Below are 15,885 nucleotides of genomic sequence, written 5' to 3' on the forward strand. Positions count from 1 at the left end.
GCATTTTTGTTTTTTAGATACTCTCTATTAAAAGTACATTTGTCAGTTTTACTGAATTGGCATACTTTTGGAAAGCTTATTTCAAAAGAATTAATAAAATTTAAACTTAACTACAAATGAGTAAAATAAATATTAAACCATTATCCGATAGAGTTTTAGTAAAACCTATTGAAGCCGAAACTACTACAGCTTCAGGATTAATTATTCCAGATTCAGCAAAAGAAAAGCAACAAGAAGGAACTGTAATTGCAATTGGTAACGGTACAAAAGATAAACCAATGACTGTTAAAGTTGGTGATACCGTATTGTTTGGGAAATATGCTGGCACTGAACTTGTATTAGAAGAGACAGAATATTTAATTATGAGAGAAGCAGATATTTTAGCAATTATTTAAATTTTAAAGAAAACAAAAAAATGGCAAAAGATATAATTTTTGATATTGAAGCACGTGACGGTTTAAAACGCGGCGTAGATGCTTTAGCAAATGCAGTTAAAGTAACCTTAGGACCAAAAGGTAGAAATGTAGTTATTGGTAAATCCTTTGGTGGACCAGCAATTACAAAAGACGGTGTTACCGTTGCTAAAGAAATTGAATTAGAAGATCCTCTAGAAAATATGGGAGCTCAAATGGTAAAAGAAGTAGCATCTAGAACCAACGATTTAGCTGGTGATGGAACTACAACTGCTACGATTTTAGCACAAGTAATTGTAAAAGAAGGATTAAAAAATGTTGCGGCAGGTGCTAATCCGTTAGATTTAAAACGTGGAATTGACAAAGCTGTTATAGCAATTGTTAAAAATTTACAAGCACAATCTCAAGAAGTTGGAAATAAATTCGATAAAATTAAACAAGTAGCTTCTATTTCCTCAAATAATGATGAAAATGTAGGTGATTTAATTGCCGAAGCATTTCAAAAAGTAGGTAAAGAAGGTGTTATTACCGTTGAAGAAGCAAAAGGAACTTCAACTTACGTAGATATTGTTGAAGGTATGCAATTTGACAGAGGATACCTTTCTCCTTATTTTGTTACCAATGCAGATAAAATGTTAACAGATTTAGAAAATCCATACATTTTATTATTTGAAAAGAAAATTGTAAACCTAAAAGATTTATTACCAATTTTAGAACCAGTTTCACAAAGTGGAAAGCCATTATTAATTATTGCAGAAGATGTTGAAGGTGAAGCTTTAGCCACTTTAGTAATGAACAAATTACGTGGTGCACTTAAAATTGCTGCTGTAAAAGCTCCAGGATTTGGAGACCGAAGAAAAGCAATGTTAGAAGATATCGCTATTTTAACTGGTGGGACAGTAATTTCAGAAGAAAGAGGTTTATCTTTAGAAAAAGCAACTCTCGACTTATTAGGTACTGCTGAAAGAATAACGATTGATAAAGACAATACTACCATTGTAAATGGTGCAGGAAATGCGGATACTATTAAAGCAAGAGTAGCTCAAATTAAAGCTCAAATTGAAACAACTACTTCAGATTACGATAAAGAAAAATTACAAGAACGTTTAGCTAAATTAGCTGGTGGTGTTGCCGTTTTATATGTTGGTGCCGCAAGTGAAATTGAAATGAAAGAGAAGAAAGATAGAGTTGATGATGCTTTACACGCAACACGTGCTGCGGTAGAAGAAGGTATTGTTGCTGGTGGTGGTGTTGCTTTGGTTAGAACTAAAGAAATACTTAAAACTATAACAACCGATAATTTAGATGAACTTACTGGAGTAAAAATTTTAGAAAGAGCTATTGAAGAACCATTACGCCAAATTGTTGAAAATGCTGGTGGTGAGGGTTCTGTTGTAGTTGCTAAAGTTATAGAAGGTAAAGGTGATTATGGCTATAATGCAAAAACTGATGAATACACTAAAATGTTTAAAGCAGGTATTATTGATCCAACCAAAGTAACTAGAATTGCATTAGAAAATGCAGCTTCTGTTGCAGGTATGATTTTAACTACAGCTTGTACATTAGTTGATATTAAAGAAGATTCTCCTGCTGGAGCTGGAATGCCTCCAATGGGTGGTGGAATGCCAGGAATGATGTAAAAATTAATACTTAAAAATAAAAAAATCCGATGTTATTTTATTAGCATCGGATTTTTTTATTTTTAAGTATTAATTACGATAAGATTATTCTTAATAAATCTCCGGATTTGGATAAAAGGCTGCAATAGCAAACCAATAACTCACCACAGATTTACTAGCTTTTAATTGTTCACCAGTTCTAGGCCCTTCAATAGCCTTACCAAAAACAGACCATTTATTCCCTTCATTATCTTTGAAAAAAACTTCTGAATTATTAAAGTCATATTCGAAAGCTAAATCTAGTTGACTTTCATTTAACTCAAATGAGTATATTAAATTTTCATTTCCAACGACTAAATATTCTTTTCCATTAAAAAGTTCATTAATTACTTTTCCGTTAGTAAACTTTTGAAATTGGTAAACTTTTGAAACACCATCACCAATAATTGCATATATTCTTTCTTTATTAGGTAAAGCATTATTTGAAGGAGATGCTGTAAAAATAAAAAAGTCATTATTTGTTTTATAATCACCATACGGATAATTATCATAATTTCTTGAAAATCCTGTTTTTAAACTTAAAATTTTCGTGTTTGGATATAGCTTTTTCCATGTTCCCCAATTTGTTTCAACAACACTTTCCAACACGGGCTCATGACCAATTTGGTTTCCATTTACACATTTTAATTTTAATTGAGACCAATTACTATCCGTATTTCTATCATATAAAATAAGGTTGGTGTTATACAACAATCCTGAGACTCCAAAAGTTGTATTTTCACCTCTTGAATTACTCCTCCAACCAAAAGCAGTTCCTGTTAAAGGGCAATAATTTATGGTAATAAATTTTTCATTTAAATTATCATTTACAATCTCATGCCAATCTAAAATTTTATGTGGATACGCTCTAGCTTCATTGTCTTTAACAATCCCTACAACCAATTCATTATCATTTAAATAATCAGCACCAAACTCACCAATTGATAAAAATTTAGGAAAATCTAAAGATGGTATTCCATCTTTCCCTGGCCCTCCATCTTTTACTTCTGAAATTGGTATCAACCAATCTTGAGAAGTTGCATTTGAATCTGAATTGTCAGAATTATTTCCTCCTGAATTTGTACCAGAGCCACTTCCAGAATTATCCCCTGTGTTATTTCCCGTATTACCTCCAGATCCTGATGAATTTAAATCTAAAGAATCTGTTGAATTTCCACCGCAAGCGATAAGAAACAATACCATAATAATTACATAAAATTTCTTTACTTTCATAATATTTAATTTAATATTAATAGTTCTTTTTTTGGTGCTATTGTGAATAAAATTCCTGAAGTAATTCTATAAGTTGGGGTAAGTTGTGTACCATCAACATTACTGTAAATAGGCAGTTCAGCCTTAGCAGAAAACACAATATTAGGTTTAATATTTATTGAAAAATTTGGAATAATTGACACCCAATCTCCACCTGTATTATCTAAATCAAATCCCCCTATTTTATCCTGAATTGCATTCCTATATTTAAAAGAAATACTTGGAGAAACTGTAGTTTTAAAAACCAAAAACTGATCTGAAAACCCTAAAAAGGCCTGAATTTCATTACCAAACTTATAAGTACTATCTCCAAAATATGAATTATTGGTTCCCGTACTTCTATAAATAAATCTTGATGAAATATTAAAAGAAGGCCTAAAATTAAAACTTTTTGAAATTGATGACCAATAAATAATATCCCAAGCATTACTCCCTGGCTGTAAATCTGCATTAAGTGTTATTCCCTGATTACTTTTTTGAGTTGAAGACCCTAAAGGAATTTTTGATCCAAATCCAACATTTACAAATGTATTTTCACCAATCAAATTTGGAAAACTATACTTCAATAGCAAAAGACCATCTCCAACACCTGATGTTTGATCTAAATTTTCATTTCCAAATTGTGTTATTTTTCTTCTTTGATTAACCCAAGTAAATAATCCTTCTACAGAAAATCTATCTGAAATCGAATAACTTATATTAGCCAGTACAGAATGTGTTATCCTTAACCTTGAGTCATCATCAAGTTTTTCATCCCCATTGTTAAGGGTATTTAGGTTATTATAATCATAAGAGACACCAATTTGAGTAGTTCCTTTTGATAAAATAGCTAAACCAATATTGTTTGAAAGAGGTATTCCTCCAGAACAGCACGTTTGTGCATTTATAAAATTTGATAAAAAAACTAACACCAATAATGAGGTTATTTTTAAGTCCATTGATTGCTTTTATTTTACTAAAAGTCGTATAAGAAAAGGATTCCTTACTGAAATTAAAAAGTATTCAAATTGTTTAGTGTAAAAGAGAAAAGCCACTTAATAAAAATTAAGTGGCTTTTATAATCTAATATTGGCTTTCCTTTATGTTAAGCCTTACATTTACATTCTCCTGGAGCGCACTTTGTACATTCCATTTTTTTTATAGCTACTTCACTCCCTCTCTTACATTCTCCTGGTGCACATTTTGCACATGCCTTTTTATTAGAAGCAACTTTATCTCCGCACTTACATTCTCCGGGAGCACAAGTACATTCTCCTCCTTTTTTACAATTACAAACTACAGTATTCTTCAAGTCTTTATTGTCAACAGATTTTACTTTTAAATCCATTTTACAAACAGGGCAAGATCCAGCTTTGTCATACGTTTTTCCTTTTTCACAATCCATTGGACATTGATAAACATCTGTTGATGACATTTCTTTTGAATCGTGGTCATGACCTTCATGACTTTCAATCTTAACATCTTCTTTAGCTTCTTCTTTTTTAGTTTCTTTACATGACGTAAATAGTATAGCAAATGAGAAGATTGCTGCAAATACAAAAATTGTTTTTTTCATTATTTTGATTTTTTTATTTATAGTCGACTAAAATAGTAAAAATTGATAGTTATTTTATAAACTTTTAACAATTTTGATTATTATTTTTACTTTTTAACTTTTGATAATAAAAAGCAGGTAGTAAAACTAGCAATAAAATGGGATGAATTAAAAATCTTCTCCCATAAAAAATAAGCTTATAATCTAAGTTTAAACTAAAATTTAACAATATAAAAAGTATAGCACACAGTATTACAAAAGCAATTACATAAATTTTGAAAGAGAACTTAATACTTTTTAAATTTTTAAAACCTAAATATATAATAGCTAGTGAAATAGCCGAATTTAATGAATACCTATAAAATATATTCAGAAAAAAAACTTTTAAATTCATTTCTGGAATTGGCTTAGAAAGATAATCCATTTTAAAATATTCAATTAAAGGATCATAAAAATATGGCTGTATAAATACTCTTATAGAAATTAACATAAAAACCAATAGCCCAATAAGTGCAATTTGAATTATTTGTTTCATTTTTAAAGTTTTGAAAATTTCTTTACCCAAACAAACCACAATAAAAAAGTAATTCCATAAATAATTAATGGAAATATAATATCATGTAAAATATATTGATATTGAGGGAACTCGTATAAAGCAATTGCTATTATTGTAATTCTAAAAATATTTAAATAATAAATAAGTAAACTTCCAGCAATTATAAATAAAAATGTTGTTTTAAAATTACTTGAAAAGGCAATAATAAACGAGATGAATAATATAATTATGCTTACAGCATTACATCCTTCAATAATACGAGCTACAAATTTTTTATTTACAAATAGCTTAACCGAAACTTCCTCTGTATGTTGCTCAATTATCGAATTATAACCAATAGTATTCAATAAATATTGAGTTTGTTTAGCAACTGTTTTAGTTATTGGTGCGCATGCAAATACACCAGAAGTACTTTGGGTTTTGTTTAAATAAACTGAATAAATTAAAAACAGCAATATATAAACTCCAAAAAATTTAATTAAAAATAATACTACAGTTTTATTACTTTGCACTCAAAATGAATTTTAATTTTGCATAAAACTACAAATTTATATGAACATCTCTCATTTAAAAGAATCGATTATAAAACTTATTAATGAAGAAAACACCGTATCAGAGAAACTACAATCTATTTGTAATTTATTAAAAAAAGAAATTAACTATTATAATTGGGTTGGGTTTTATTTTAAAAATGGAAATAAATTAGAATTAAAACTAGCTGAATTTGCTGGTGAACCAACAGAACATGTAATAATACCGTTTGGAAAAGGTATTTGTGGACAAGTAGCTTTAAGCAATCAAAATTTTGTAGTTCCAAACGTTGAAACACAAGATAATTATATTTCTTGCGGCTTTAAAGTGAAAAGTGAAATTGTGATTCCCATATTTGTAAATAAAATAAATATAGGACAAATAGATATTGATTCGCACACCGTTAATCCATTTACTAAAAATGATAAATTATTATTAGAATTTGTTTGCGAAAAAGTTGCTCAATTACTATAAAAAAGTTTACTTTTGCTTTTCAAAATTTCGCTATGGATCTTTAAAATTTTAAGTTTTTATTTTTATATCGAATGATTAAATTACCCCAAAAAAATAACCCATTTACTAAACTAAGCTTCAAAAAAAAATCGCTATTGAGTAAGCTATTTAACAAAAAAAGAAATACTAATTCTTCTGAAAATTATAGCGAAATGGTAGAAAATTTCTACGAAAAAATTAAGAGTCCAAAATAAAATTTACATATTTTTTATGTTGTTAAGCTGCTGATAATTATTAGCTTTGCGTAAACTAACAACATAATTTATGAATTCGTTTAAAAAATCGAAAACTGCACTAATTTCTGTATTTCACAAAGACGGTTTGGCCCCAATTGTTGAAAAATTAAATGAACTAGGAATTACCATTTATTCTACTGGCGGAACGGAAGAATTTATTAAAAAATTAGGGATAAATGTAATACCTGTTGAAGATTTAACTTTATATCCCTCTATTTTAGGAGGAAGAGTAAAAACGTTACATCCAAAAGTTTTTGGAGGGATTTTAGCAAGACGTGAAAACAAAAACGACTTATCTCAATTAAATGAATACAAAATTCCTGAAATTGACATTGTAATTGTTGATTTATATCCATTTGAAAAAACAGTTGTTAGTGGAGCTTCAGAACAAGATATTATTGAAAAAATTGATATTGGTGGTATTTCGCTTATTAGAGCAGCAGCAAAAAACTTTAAAGATGTTATTTGCGTTTCCTCAATGAACCAATACACTAACTTTTTACAAATAATGATTGATAACAATGGTGGAACAACTATTGAACAACGCAAAAATTTTGCAGCAAAAGCATTTGCAATTTCAAGCCATTATGATAATGCCATTTTCAAATTTTTAAATACTAATGAACTTGCTTTTAGAGAAAGTTTTGATACCGTTTCAACTCTACGTTATGGAGAAAACCCGCATCAAAAAGGATATTTCTTTGGTGACTTAGATAGTCTTTTTGATAAATTACACGGTAAAGAGCTTTCTTACAACAATTTATTAGATGTTGATGCAGCTGTAAATTTAATTAACGAGTTTAAAAATGACATACCAACTTTTGCTATTTTAAAACACAATAACGCTTGTGGTTTAGCTCAAAGAGAAACTTTAAAACAAGCTTATTTAGGTGCCTTAGCTGGCGATCCAACTTCAGCTTTTGGGGGTGTTTTAATAGCTAACAAAGAAATTGATACTGAAACTGCACAAGAAATTCATAAGCTATTTTGTGAGGTTGTAATTGCACCAAGTTATTCTAATGAAGCTTTAGAAATACTAAAAGGTAAAAAGAATAGAATTATTTTAATTCAAAAAAATATTGAAATGCCAACATCTCAATACAGAACTGCTTTAAATGGTGTGCTTTTCCAAAATAAAAATAATAAAACTGATAATGCAAGCATTATTAGTAATTCAACAATAAAGAAACCTACAAGCAATGAATTAGAAGATTTATTTTTTGCATCAAAAATTTGTAAACACACGAAATCAAACACTATTGTTTTAGTGAAAAATAAACAACTTTGCGCAAGTGGAACTGGCCAAACTAGCCGCATAGATGCTTTAAATCAGTCAATTACAAAAGCTACTCATTTTAATTTCGATTTAAATGGAGCTGTAATGGCAAGTGATGCATTTTTCCCATTTCCAGATTGTGTAGAGATTGCAAACAATGCTGGTATTAATGCAGTTATTCAGCCAGGAGGCTCTATTAAAGATCAATTATCTATTGATTATTGTAACGAACATAAAATGTCGATGATATTTACAGGAACGCGTCATTTTAAACACTAATTTTAGTAACTTTGTGAAATTCCAATTTTAAAATTTAAAAATAATTAATATCGTATGGGTTTTTTCGACTTTATGACTGAAGACATTGCCATTGATTTAGGTACTGCAAATACATTAATAATTCATGATGGTAAAGTTGTTGTTGATTCTCCTTCAATTGTAGCAAGAGACAGAAGTACAGGGAAAATTATAGCAATTGGAAAACAGGCCAGTTTAATGCAAGGGAAAACCCACGAAAATATTAAAACCATTCGCCCACTAAAAGATGGTGTAATTGCAGATTTTGAAGCTTCAGAACAAATGATTAAGGAGTTTATTAAAAATATTCCTAACATTAAAAAACGTTTTTTCTCACCATCGTTACGTATGGTTATTTGTATTCCTTCTGGTATAACTGAAGTTGAAAAACGTGCAGTAATTGATTCTGCCGAACATATGAATGCAAAAGAAATTTACTTAATTCATGAACCAATGGCTGCAGCCATCGGTATTGGAATTGATATTATGCAGCCTAAAGGAAATATGATTATTGATATTGGTGGTGGAACTACTGAAATTGCCGTTATTGCTTTAGGAGGTATTGTTTGTGATAAATCTGTAAAAGTTGCTGGTGATGTTTTTACTTCCGATATTACATATTATATGCGTACACAACACAATTTATATATAGGTGAGAGAACTTCTGAAAAAGTTAAAATTCAGGTTGGCGCTGCTACTGAAGATTTAGAAACTCCACCAGAAGATATGTTGGTTCAAGGACGTGATTTATTAAGTGGGAAGCCAAAACAAGTTCAAGTTTCCTTTAGAGAAATTTCAAAAGCTTTAGATAAATCTATTTTAAGAATTGAAGACGCTGTGATGGAAACATTATCAAAAACTCCTCCAGAATTAGCAGCTGATATTTACAATACAGGAATTTATTTAGCTGGTGGTGGATCTATGCTAAGAGGTTTAGATAAAAGGTTATCTAGAAAAACTGATTTACCAGTTTATGTTGCTGAAGATCCTTTAAGAGCTGTTGTTAGAGGAACTGGTATTGCATTAAAAGATATTGAAAAATACCAAAATGTATTAATGAAATAGTTTAAACTTCTATAATTAATGTATGCAGCAATTAATTTACTTTATCAAGAAATTTAGATACTTTCTGCTGTTTATATTGTTAGAAACTTTAGCTTTAATTTTTACAATTCAACATCACTCATATCATTCAAGTAAATTTATAAATTCTGCTAATTCTATTAGTGGTGGATTTTATAATAAAATGAATAATATCCATGAATTCTTTCTTTTAAAGGATGAAAACAAGCTTTTAATTGAAGAGAATACTCACCTAAAAAATCTATTAGATAAACAAAAATTTAATTCTTTAAATGATAATTTCACTGTTATTGATACTTTAGAATATTTTCAAAAATATGAATATTCTTCAGCAAAAGTTATTAATAATAATTTTACAAATAGAAACAATTATTTAACAATTAATAAAGGTCGTAACCAAGGATTAGAACCCGATTTGGGAATTATAAATAGTACTGGAATTATTGGTGTTATTCAAAATGTATCTTCAAATTTTAGCACAATTATTTCAATTTTGAATAATAATTCAAGAATAAATGTACGACTTAAAAATAGTGATTATTATGGTACTTTAGCTTGGGATGGTGAAAATTATAATATTATACAAATTACAGATATTCCTAGGCAAGCAATTATTAAAATTGGAGATTCAATTATCACTGGCGGAAAATCTGCAATATTTCCCGAAGGTATAAATATTGGTGTTATTAAAGATTTTAAATTTGAAAACAATAAATACAAACTAATAAATATTTCATTATTTAATGATATGAGTGCCATTGGTTATGTTCAAGTTATTAAAAATCTTAAAAAAAGTGAACAAAAAAAATTAGAACAAGAAAATGCTAATGAATAATTCAATATTTTCAAATAGTATTCGCTTTATAGGTTTAGTACTTTTACAAGTATTAATCTTAAATCATATAAACTTATTTGGGTATTTAAACCCTATGGTATATATTGTTTGGGTGTTTTTATTTCCTATTAAAAAGGAAAAAGGATTCTTTTTAATAGCAAGTTTTTTACTTGGACTTTCAATAGATATTTTCTCAGATTCAGGAGGTATTAATGCAGCTGCAACATTATTTATTGCCTTTGTTAGACTACCTATTTTAAAAACCGTTTTAAGAAAATCTGATTTTGATTATTTTCTATTTAATTTAAGAGATATTTCTATTGATAAAATATTTATATATATAGCTACGTTAACTATTATACATCATTTTATAGTTTTTTTTCTTGAATACTTTAGCATTACTGATCTAATAACTGTTATTTCAAATACTTTTTTCACAAGTTTATTTACTATAATTGTAAGTATTTTAGGAATTTTATTATTTGTTAAAAAGAAATAAATGAAAAGAACAGGCTTATTATCTTTTATAATTATTTTTATTGGGATAGTTTATATAATTCGCCTTTTTTATTTACAAGTAATAAATAATTCATATAATAAACCCACTCTAAATAATTCAGCTGTAAAAGTAAAATATGACTATCCTGAAAGAGGTTATATTTATGATAGAAATGGTATTTTACTTGTTGCAAACCAATTATCATATGATATTATGGTAATCCCAAGAGAAGTAAAAACTTTAGATACTACTGAATTCTGCACACTACTTAAGTTAGATAAAAAAGCTTTTATAAAAAATTTAAAGCAAGCTGAAAAGTATTCTACAAGAATTCCTTCCACTTTTTTAACTCAAATTTCTAAAGATGATTATGCATACTTGCAAGAAAAAATGTATAAATTTAAAGGTTTCTACATTCAGAAGCGCTCACTAAGAGAATACCCTATTAATTCAGCTCCAAATGTCTTAGGCTATATTAGTGAAGTAAATGAAAGCTTAATTAAAAAAAATCCATATTATCAATTAGGTGAATTAATAGGAACTGCAGGAGTTGAAAAAACATACGAAGAAGTTTTAAGAGGCAAAAAGGGAGTTAAATATATTCAGAGAAATAGATTTAATAAAGAAATTGGTCCTTATAAGAATGGAATTTATGACACGCTTCCAATTCCTGGTAAAGACATCACTCTAACAATAGATTCAAAATTACAACAATATGGCGAAGCACTTATGATTAATAAAAGAGGTGGAATTGTAGCTATTGAGCCATCAACCGGACAAATATTAGCCATGGTATCTACCCCAACTTACAATCCAAATTTAATGGTTGGAAGGAAAAGATCTAAAAATTTTACAAAACTATATTTAGACACTATAAACACCCCTTTGTTAGATAGAGGTCTACAAGGAGAATACCCTCCTGGTTCACCCTTTAAAATAATTAATGCACTTATAGCTTTACAAGAAAATGTAATAAATACTAAAACAACAATAAAATGTTTTGGAGGATACAGATATGGAAATAATAAGGATGCATTCATGGAATGTCACTGCGGAACACACGGAAGTCCTGTTGCATTAGATAAAGCCATTTACAGATCTTGCAATAGTTATTTTGCAAATGCCTATAGAAAAGTAATTGAAAAATATCCTACTCCAACTGAAGGCATGAACGTATGGAGTAACCATGTAAAAAGTTTTGGTTTAGGAAATTACTTAAATAATGATTTATCTGTTGGTAAAAAAGGTCTAATACCTAATGGGGCATTTTATAACCGTTGGTATCCAAAAACAAATTGGACTGCTACATACAGTATCTCAAATGCAATTGGTCAAGGAGAAGTTTTAACTACTCCTATTCAATTAGCAAATATGACAGCGATAGTCGCAAATAAAGGTTCTTTTTACACTCCACATATCGTAAAAAACATTAAAGACCAAGAATTAAATTCTCAATTTACAACGCTAAAACATACTACTATTACTAAAGAACATTTTGAACCTATAATTGAAGGCTTATTTAATGTATTTGAAAATCCAAGGGGTACCGCACACTCTTCTAAAGTTAAAGGGATTGAAATTTGTGGAAAAACAGGAACGTCCGAAAATCCACACGGGCAAGATCACTCCATTTTTATTGCTTTCGCACCTAAAGATAATCCTAAAATTGCCATTGCTATTTTTGTAGAAAATGGCTATTGGGGCTCCCGTTGGGCTGGTCCAATTGCTAGTTTAATGATTGAAAAATATTTAACTGGAAAAACAATTAGGCCATGGGTAGAAAAACGAATGTTCAATGGAAGTTTGCAAGATGAATACAACAAACAACTTAATAAAACATTAGAAATTGAGAATTAGAAAAAAAAATATTTTTTTCGGAATTGATTGGGTACTTATCCTCTTTTATTTCATGTTAATTTTTATAGGATGGATTAATATTTATTCAGCAACTACCAGTGAAAATACTGTTAATTTAATTAATTTATCTACTGAATATGGAAAACAACTTATTTGGATTGGTTTAAGCTTTCCAATTATTATTCTACTATTATTTTTTGATGCTAAGTTTTACGAAAAATATGCTTCAATTTTATATTTAGTTGGCTTAACTTCATTAATTGGCCTTTTTATTATTGGTAAAAATATTAACGGAGCAACTTCATGGTATGATTTTGGTGGCTTTAGTTTACAACCTTCAGAATTTGTTAAAGCTTCAACAGCACTAGCTATTGCTAAATTAGTTAGTGACAAACAATTCAATTTAAAAAAAATCAATACTCAAATACAAGCTCTTTTAATTTTATTTTTTCCTGCAATTTTAATTACATTACAACCTGATCCCGGATCAGCATTAGTTTATTCTGCATTTATTTTTGTATTATACAGAGAAGGTTTACCTGTTTACTATATAACAATTGGTTTTGTGGCAGTTATTTTATTTGTACTTACTCTATATTTTGGTTTTATCAATATACTTATTGCTTCTTTATTCGTATTTATTTTAATACTTCTCTTTTTTAATTTTTATAGAAAAAAAGCACTAAAAAAAGGTTGGTTGAAAATTTTAGGTGTTTATGTAGTTTCAGCTTTATTTATAATTAGTGTAGATTTTGTTTTTAATAAAGTATTTGAACAACGCCATAGAGATCGGTTTGATATTTTATTAGGTAAAACAAAAGATATTAAAAGTATAGGTTATAATACAAATCAATCAGTTACAACTATAGCTTCTGGAGGATTAACCGGTAAAGGATTTTTAGATGGTGAAAGAACTCAGGGTAATTTTGTACCTGAACAACAAACTGATTATATTTTTACAACAGTTGGTGAAGAATGGGGATTTATAGGAAGTTCTGCTGTAATACTTTTATTTATTTTCTTTTTGTTGCGAATTATTTATATTGCAGAGCGACAGAAATCTAAATTTAGTAGAGTTTACGGCTATAGTATTGCTGCTATTTTCTTCACTCACTTTACAATAAATATTGGAATGGTTTTAGGTTTATTACCTACTATTGGAATTCCTCTTCCTTTTTTTAGCTATGGAGGCTCAGCACTTTGGGGCTTTACTGTATTACTTTTTATTTTTATAAGGCTAGATGCAAACCGCTCTTACGAATGGTAAATTAATCCAAAAACTTCTCATTAAAACGCAAAAAAGCATCCTAATTATAGGATGCTTTTGTATCATATAAAATAAATATAAATTAAAGAGCAGCTACGTGCTTCGCTAATTTAGATTTTACATTACCTGCTTTATTTTTGTGGATAATATTGTTCTTCGCCAATTTATCAAGCATCGCAACTACTTTTGGAAATAATTCCTCAGCTTCTTTTTTCTCAGTAGTAGCACGTAAATCTCTAACAGCATTACGAGTTGTTTTATGCTGATATTTGTTTCTTAATTGCTTAACGCTATTACTTCTAATTCTTTTTAATGCTGACTTGTGATTTGCCATTTTTAATTTTTTAATTAATTTCTTGTAGTCCGTAGGGGAATCGAACCCCTGTTACATGGATGAAAACCATGCGTCCTAACCCCTAGACGAACGGACCGTTACTTTTTACAACGACAGTATTCTGCCATTGCGGATGCAAAAATACAACTATTTTCTTATCTGCAAAACTTTTTTTTAAAAATTAATATGCTTTTGCAAATAAAACTCTCTGAGTTGATTTCTCCCCAGTAAAAATGCACTTTCCTTCCTCTATTTTATTGTTTAAAGGGATACATCTTATAGTCGCTTTTGTTAACTCTTTAATTTTATCTTCTGTTTCAGTTGTCCCATCCCAATGAGCTGAAATAAATCCTGTTTTGTTTTTCAATACATCTTTAAATTCCTCAAATGTATCTACTTCAGTAATATGTGTATCCCTATAATTTAAAGCTTTATTAAATAAATTATTTTGAATTTCTTCTAATGTTTTTTCTACGTAATTAACAACATCATTTTGAGAAATACTTTTCTTTTCTAATGTATCTCTACGTGCAATTTCAAGTGTTCCTTGCTCTAAATCTCTTGGTCCTATAGCAATTCTTAACGGCACACCTTTTAATTCATACTCTGCAAATTTCCAACCTGGCTTGTAGGTTGTTCTGCTATCAAATTTTACTGAAATTCCTTTTTTACGCAATTCTTTAACTATTTCATTTACTTTTTCTGAAATAGCATCTAATTGTTCATCATTTCTATGAATAGGAATAATTACTACTTGAATTGGCGCTAAGTTTGGGGGAAGTACTAATCCTAAATCATCTGAATGCGTCATAATTAAAGCACCCATTAATCGAGTTGAGACTCCCCAAGATGTTGCCCATACATATTCTCTTTTTCCTTCTCTTGATGTAAATTTCACATCAAAAGCTTTCGCAAAATTTTGTCCTAAATAATGTGAAGTTCCAGCTTGTAATGCTTTCCCATCCTGCATTAAACCTTCAATACAATAGGTTTCTACAGCTCCTGCAAAGCGTTCGCTTTCAGTTTTCAATCCTTTTATTACTGGCATTGCCATAAACTTTTCTGCAAATTCAGCATAGATACCTACCATCAATTTAGTTTCTGTTATTGCTTCTTTTGATGTTTCATGAGCCGTATGCCCTTCTTGCCACAAAAATTCAGTAGTACGCAAAAATAAACGTGTACGCATTTCCCATCTCACAACATTTGCCCATTGATTTATTAACAAAGGTAAATCTCTATAAGATTCAATCCATCTTCTGTAAGTGTCCCAAATAATTGTTTCAGAGGTTGGGCGTACAATAAGTTCTTCTTCCAATTTAGCACTAGGATCAACTACAATACCTCCTTTTTCATCTGTTTTTAATCTATAATGAGTAACTACAGCACATTCTTTTGCAAAACCTTCAACGTGAGCAGCTTCTTTACTTAAAAATGATTTTGGAATAAATAATGGAAAGTAAGCATTTTCATGGCCTGTTTCTTTAAACATCCTATCTAGTTCAGCTTGCATTTTTTCCCAAATAGCATAACCGTAAGGTTTAATAACCATACAACCTCTTACTGCTGAATTTTCAGCTAAATCTGCCTTTACAACTAATTCATTATACCATTTAGAATAGTCGTCTTCTCTCTTTGTTAATTTCTTGCTCATAATTAAAGGTTTGGCATAAATATTGCATCTTTTATATTAAAAAATACTAATTTCGACAAAACTAGTTATT

General features: G+C 29.1%; 16 protein-coding genes and 1 tRNA gene. 9 read left to right on the forward strand and 8 right to left on the reverse strand.

From position 1 onward, the window contains the following. The first annotated feature begins 116 nt into the window (after positions 1 to 116). Positions 117 to 395, forward strand: coding sequence for a co-chaperone GroES (gene groES, locus QM495_RS08025; RefSeq protein WP_408671589.1), 279 nt, complete (start codon positions 117 to 119; stop codon positions 393 to 395). Positions 396 to 415: 20 nt separating this feature from the next. Next, on the forward strand, positions 416 to 2,053 hold the full coding sequence (gene groL / locus QM495_RS08030; RefSeq protein WP_408671590.1) for a chaperonin GroEL: 1,638 nt from the start codon (positions 416 to 418) through the stop codon (positions 2,051 to 2,053). A gap of 90 nt (positions 2,054 to 2,143) precedes the next feature. Here groL and QM495_RS08035 read toward each other — a convergent pair whose 3' ends face one another. The 5 genes from QM495_RS08035 to xrtF all read right to left on the reverse strand — a co-directional run bounded on the left by QM495_RS08035 (position 2,144) and on the right by xrtF (position 5,945). Beyond that, the gene (locus QM495_RS08035) at positions 2,144 to 3,304 is read right to left on the reverse strand and encodes a DUF3179 domain-containing protein (protein ID WP_408671591.1); all 1,161 of its coding nucleotides are present in this window, start codon (positions 3,302 to 3,304) and stop codon (positions 2,144 to 2,146) included. A 5-nt stretch (positions 3,305 to 3,309) separates the two neighbouring features. Continuing rightward, a complete protein-coding gene (locus QM495_RS08040; RefSeq protein ID WP_408671592.1) occupies positions 3,310 to 4,281 on the reverse strand; it encodes a hypothetical protein in 972 nt (323 codons plus the stop codon). Positions 4,282 to 4,427: 146 nt separating this feature from the next. Then, entirely contained in the window at positions 4,428 to 4,898 is a 471-nt protein-coding gene (locus tag QM495_RS08045) for a heavy metal-binding domain-containing protein (RefSeq protein ID WP_408671593.1), read from the reverse strand. A gap of 64 nt (positions 4,899 to 4,962) precedes the next feature. Continuing rightward, on the reverse strand, positions 4,963 to 5,412 hold the full coding sequence (locus tag QM495_RS08050; RefSeq protein WP_408671594.1) for an exosortase F system-associated membrane protein: 450 nt from the start codon (positions 5,410 to 5,412) through the stop codon (positions 4,963 to 4,965). 2 nt (positions 5,413 to 5,414) lie between these two features. Beyond that, on the reverse strand, positions 5,415 to 5,945 hold the full coding sequence (xrtF, locus tag QM495_RS08055; RefSeq protein WP_408671595.1) for an exosortase family protein XrtF: 531 nt from the start codon (positions 5,943 to 5,945) through the stop codon (positions 5,415 to 5,417). A gap of 40 nt (positions 5,946 to 5,985) precedes the next feature. On the opposite strand from xrtF, the gene QM495_RS08060 reads away from it, so the two are divergent. From QM495_RS08060 to rodA, 7 genes are all read left to right on the forward strand, one after another. Then, positions 5,986 to 6,438, forward strand: coding sequence for a GAF domain-containing protein (locus QM495_RS08060; RefSeq protein WP_408671596.1), 453 nt, complete (start codon positions 5,986 to 5,988; stop codon positions 6,436 to 6,438). Between the two features lie 303 nt (positions 6,439 to 6,741). Further along, complete coding sequence (purH, locus tag QM495_RS08065) at positions 6,742 to 8,268, forward strand: bifunctional phosphoribosylaminoimidazolecarboxamide formyltransferase/IMP cyclohydrolase (RefSeq protein ID WP_408671597.1); 1,527 nt, start codon at positions 6,742 to 6,744, stop codon at positions 8,266 to 8,268. 54 nt (positions 8,269 to 8,322) lie between these two features. Beyond that, positions 8,323 to 9,351 (forward strand): rod shape-determining protein, encoded by a 1,029-nt coding sequence (locus tag QM495_RS08070; RefSeq protein ID WP_408671598.1) that lies wholly within the window; start codon positions 8,323 to 8,325, stop codon positions 9,349 to 9,351. A gap of 22 nt (positions 9,352 to 9,373) precedes the next feature. Next, on the forward strand, positions 9,374 to 10,204 hold the full coding sequence (gene mreC, locus QM495_RS08075; protein ID WP_408671599.1) for a rod shape-determining protein MreC: 831 nt from the start codon (positions 9,374 to 9,376) through the stop codon (positions 10,202 to 10,204). Beyond that, positions 10,197 to 10,703 carry a rod shape-determining protein MreD gene (mreD, locus tag QM495_RS08080; protein ID WP_408671600.1) on the forward strand — a complete coding sequence of 169 codons (507 nt, stop codon included), beginning with the start codon at positions 10,197 to 10,199 and terminating at the stop codon, positions 10,701 to 10,703. The genes mreC and mreD overlap by 8 nt, the downstream gene beginning before the upstream one ends. After that, positions 10,704 to 12,560: a penicillin-binding protein 2 gene (gene mrdA / locus QM495_RS08085; RefSeq protein WP_408671601.1), complete on the forward strand. Its 1,857-nt coding sequence runs from the start codon at positions 10,704 to 10,706 to the stop codon at positions 12,558 to 12,560. It abuts the gene before it with no gap. Continuing rightward, positions 12,550 to 13,827 carry a rod shape-determining protein RodA gene (gene rodA, locus QM495_RS08090; protein ID WP_408671602.1) on the forward strand — a complete coding sequence of 426 codons (1,278 nt, stop codon included), beginning with the start codon at positions 12,550 to 12,552 and terminating at the stop codon, positions 13,825 to 13,827. Before mrdA ends, rodA begins: the two co-directional genes overlap by 11 nt. An 82-nt stretch (positions 13,828 to 13,909) precedes the next feature. Here rodA and rpsT read toward each other — a convergent pair whose 3' ends face one another. The 3 genes from rpsT to proS form a co-directional block, all read right to left on the reverse strand. Next, a complete protein-coding gene (gene rpsT / locus QM495_RS08095) occupies positions 13,910 to 14,161 on the reverse strand; it encodes a 30S ribosomal protein S20 (protein WP_408671603.1) in 252 nt (83 codons plus the stop codon). 25 nt (positions 14,162 to 14,186) lie between these two features. After that, a tRNA-Glu gene (locus QM495_RS08100) sits at positions 14,187 to 14,258 on the reverse strand. Between the two features lie 84 nt (positions 14,259 to 14,342). Continuing rightward, a complete protein-coding gene (gene proS / locus QM495_RS08105; protein ID WP_408671604.1) occupies positions 14,343 to 15,815 on the reverse strand; it encodes a proline--tRNA ligase in 1,473 nt (490 codons plus the stop codon). Between the last annotated feature and the right edge of the window lie 70 nt (positions 15,816 to 15,885).

It is taken from the genome of Lutibacter sp. (genome assembly GCF_046055765.1).
Taxonomy (GTDB): domain Bacteria; phylum Bacteroidota; class Bacteroidia; order Flavobacteriales; family Flavobacteriaceae; genus Lutibacter.

Bases quoted from the DNA above. Each gene is read 5' to 3' on its own strand.
- groES (WP_408671589.1), top strand. From the start codon at position 117: ATGAGTAAAATAAATATTAAACCATTATCCGATAGAGTTTTAGTAAAA.
- groL (WP_408671590.1), top strand. From the start codon at position 416: ATGGCAAAAGATATAATTTTTGATATTGAAGCACGTGACGGTTTAAAA.
- QM495_RS08035 (WP_408671591.1), bottom strand. From the start codon at position 3,304: ATGAAAGTAAAGAAATTTTATGTAATTATTATGGTATTGTTTCTTATC.
- QM495_RS08040 (WP_408671592.1), bottom strand. From the start codon at position 4,281: ATGGACTTAAAAATAACCTCATTATTGGTGTTAGTTTTTTTATCAAAT.
- QM495_RS08045 (WP_408671593.1), bottom strand. From the start codon at position 4,898: ATGAAAAAAACAATTTTTGTATTTGCAGCAATCTTCTCATTTGCTATA.
- QM495_RS08050 (WP_408671594.1), bottom strand. From the start codon at position 5,412: ATGAAACAAATAATTCAAATTGCACTTATTGGGCTATTGGTTTTTATG.
- QM495_RS08060 (WP_408671596.1), top strand. From the start codon at position 5,986: ATGAACATCTCTCATTTAAAAGAATCGATTATAAAACTTATTAATGAA.
- purH (WP_408671597.1), top strand. From the start codon at position 6,742: ATGAATTCGTTTAAAAAATCGAAAACTGCACTAATTTCTGTATTTCAC.
- QM495_RS08070 (WP_408671598.1), top strand. From the start codon at position 8,323: ATGGGTTTTTTCGACTTTATGACTGAAGACATTGCCATTGATTTAGGT.
- mreC (WP_408671599.1), top strand. From the start codon at position 9,374: ATGCAGCAATTAATTTACTTTATCAAGAAATTTAGATACTTTCTGCTG.
- mreD (WP_408671600.1), top strand. From the start codon at position 10,197: ATGAATAATTCAATATTTTCAAATAGTATTCGCTTTATAGGTTTAGTA.
- mrdA (WP_408671601.1), top strand. From the start codon at position 10,704: ATGAAAAGAACAGGCTTATTATCTTTTATAATTATTTTTATTGGGATA.
- rpsT (WP_408671603.1), bottom strand. From the start codon at position 14,161: ATGGCAAATCACAAGTCAGCATTAAAAAGAATTAGAAGTAATAGCGTT.
- proS (WP_408671604.1), bottom strand. From the start codon at position 15,815: ATGAGCAAGAAATTAACAAAGAGAGAAGACGACTATTCTAAATGGTAT.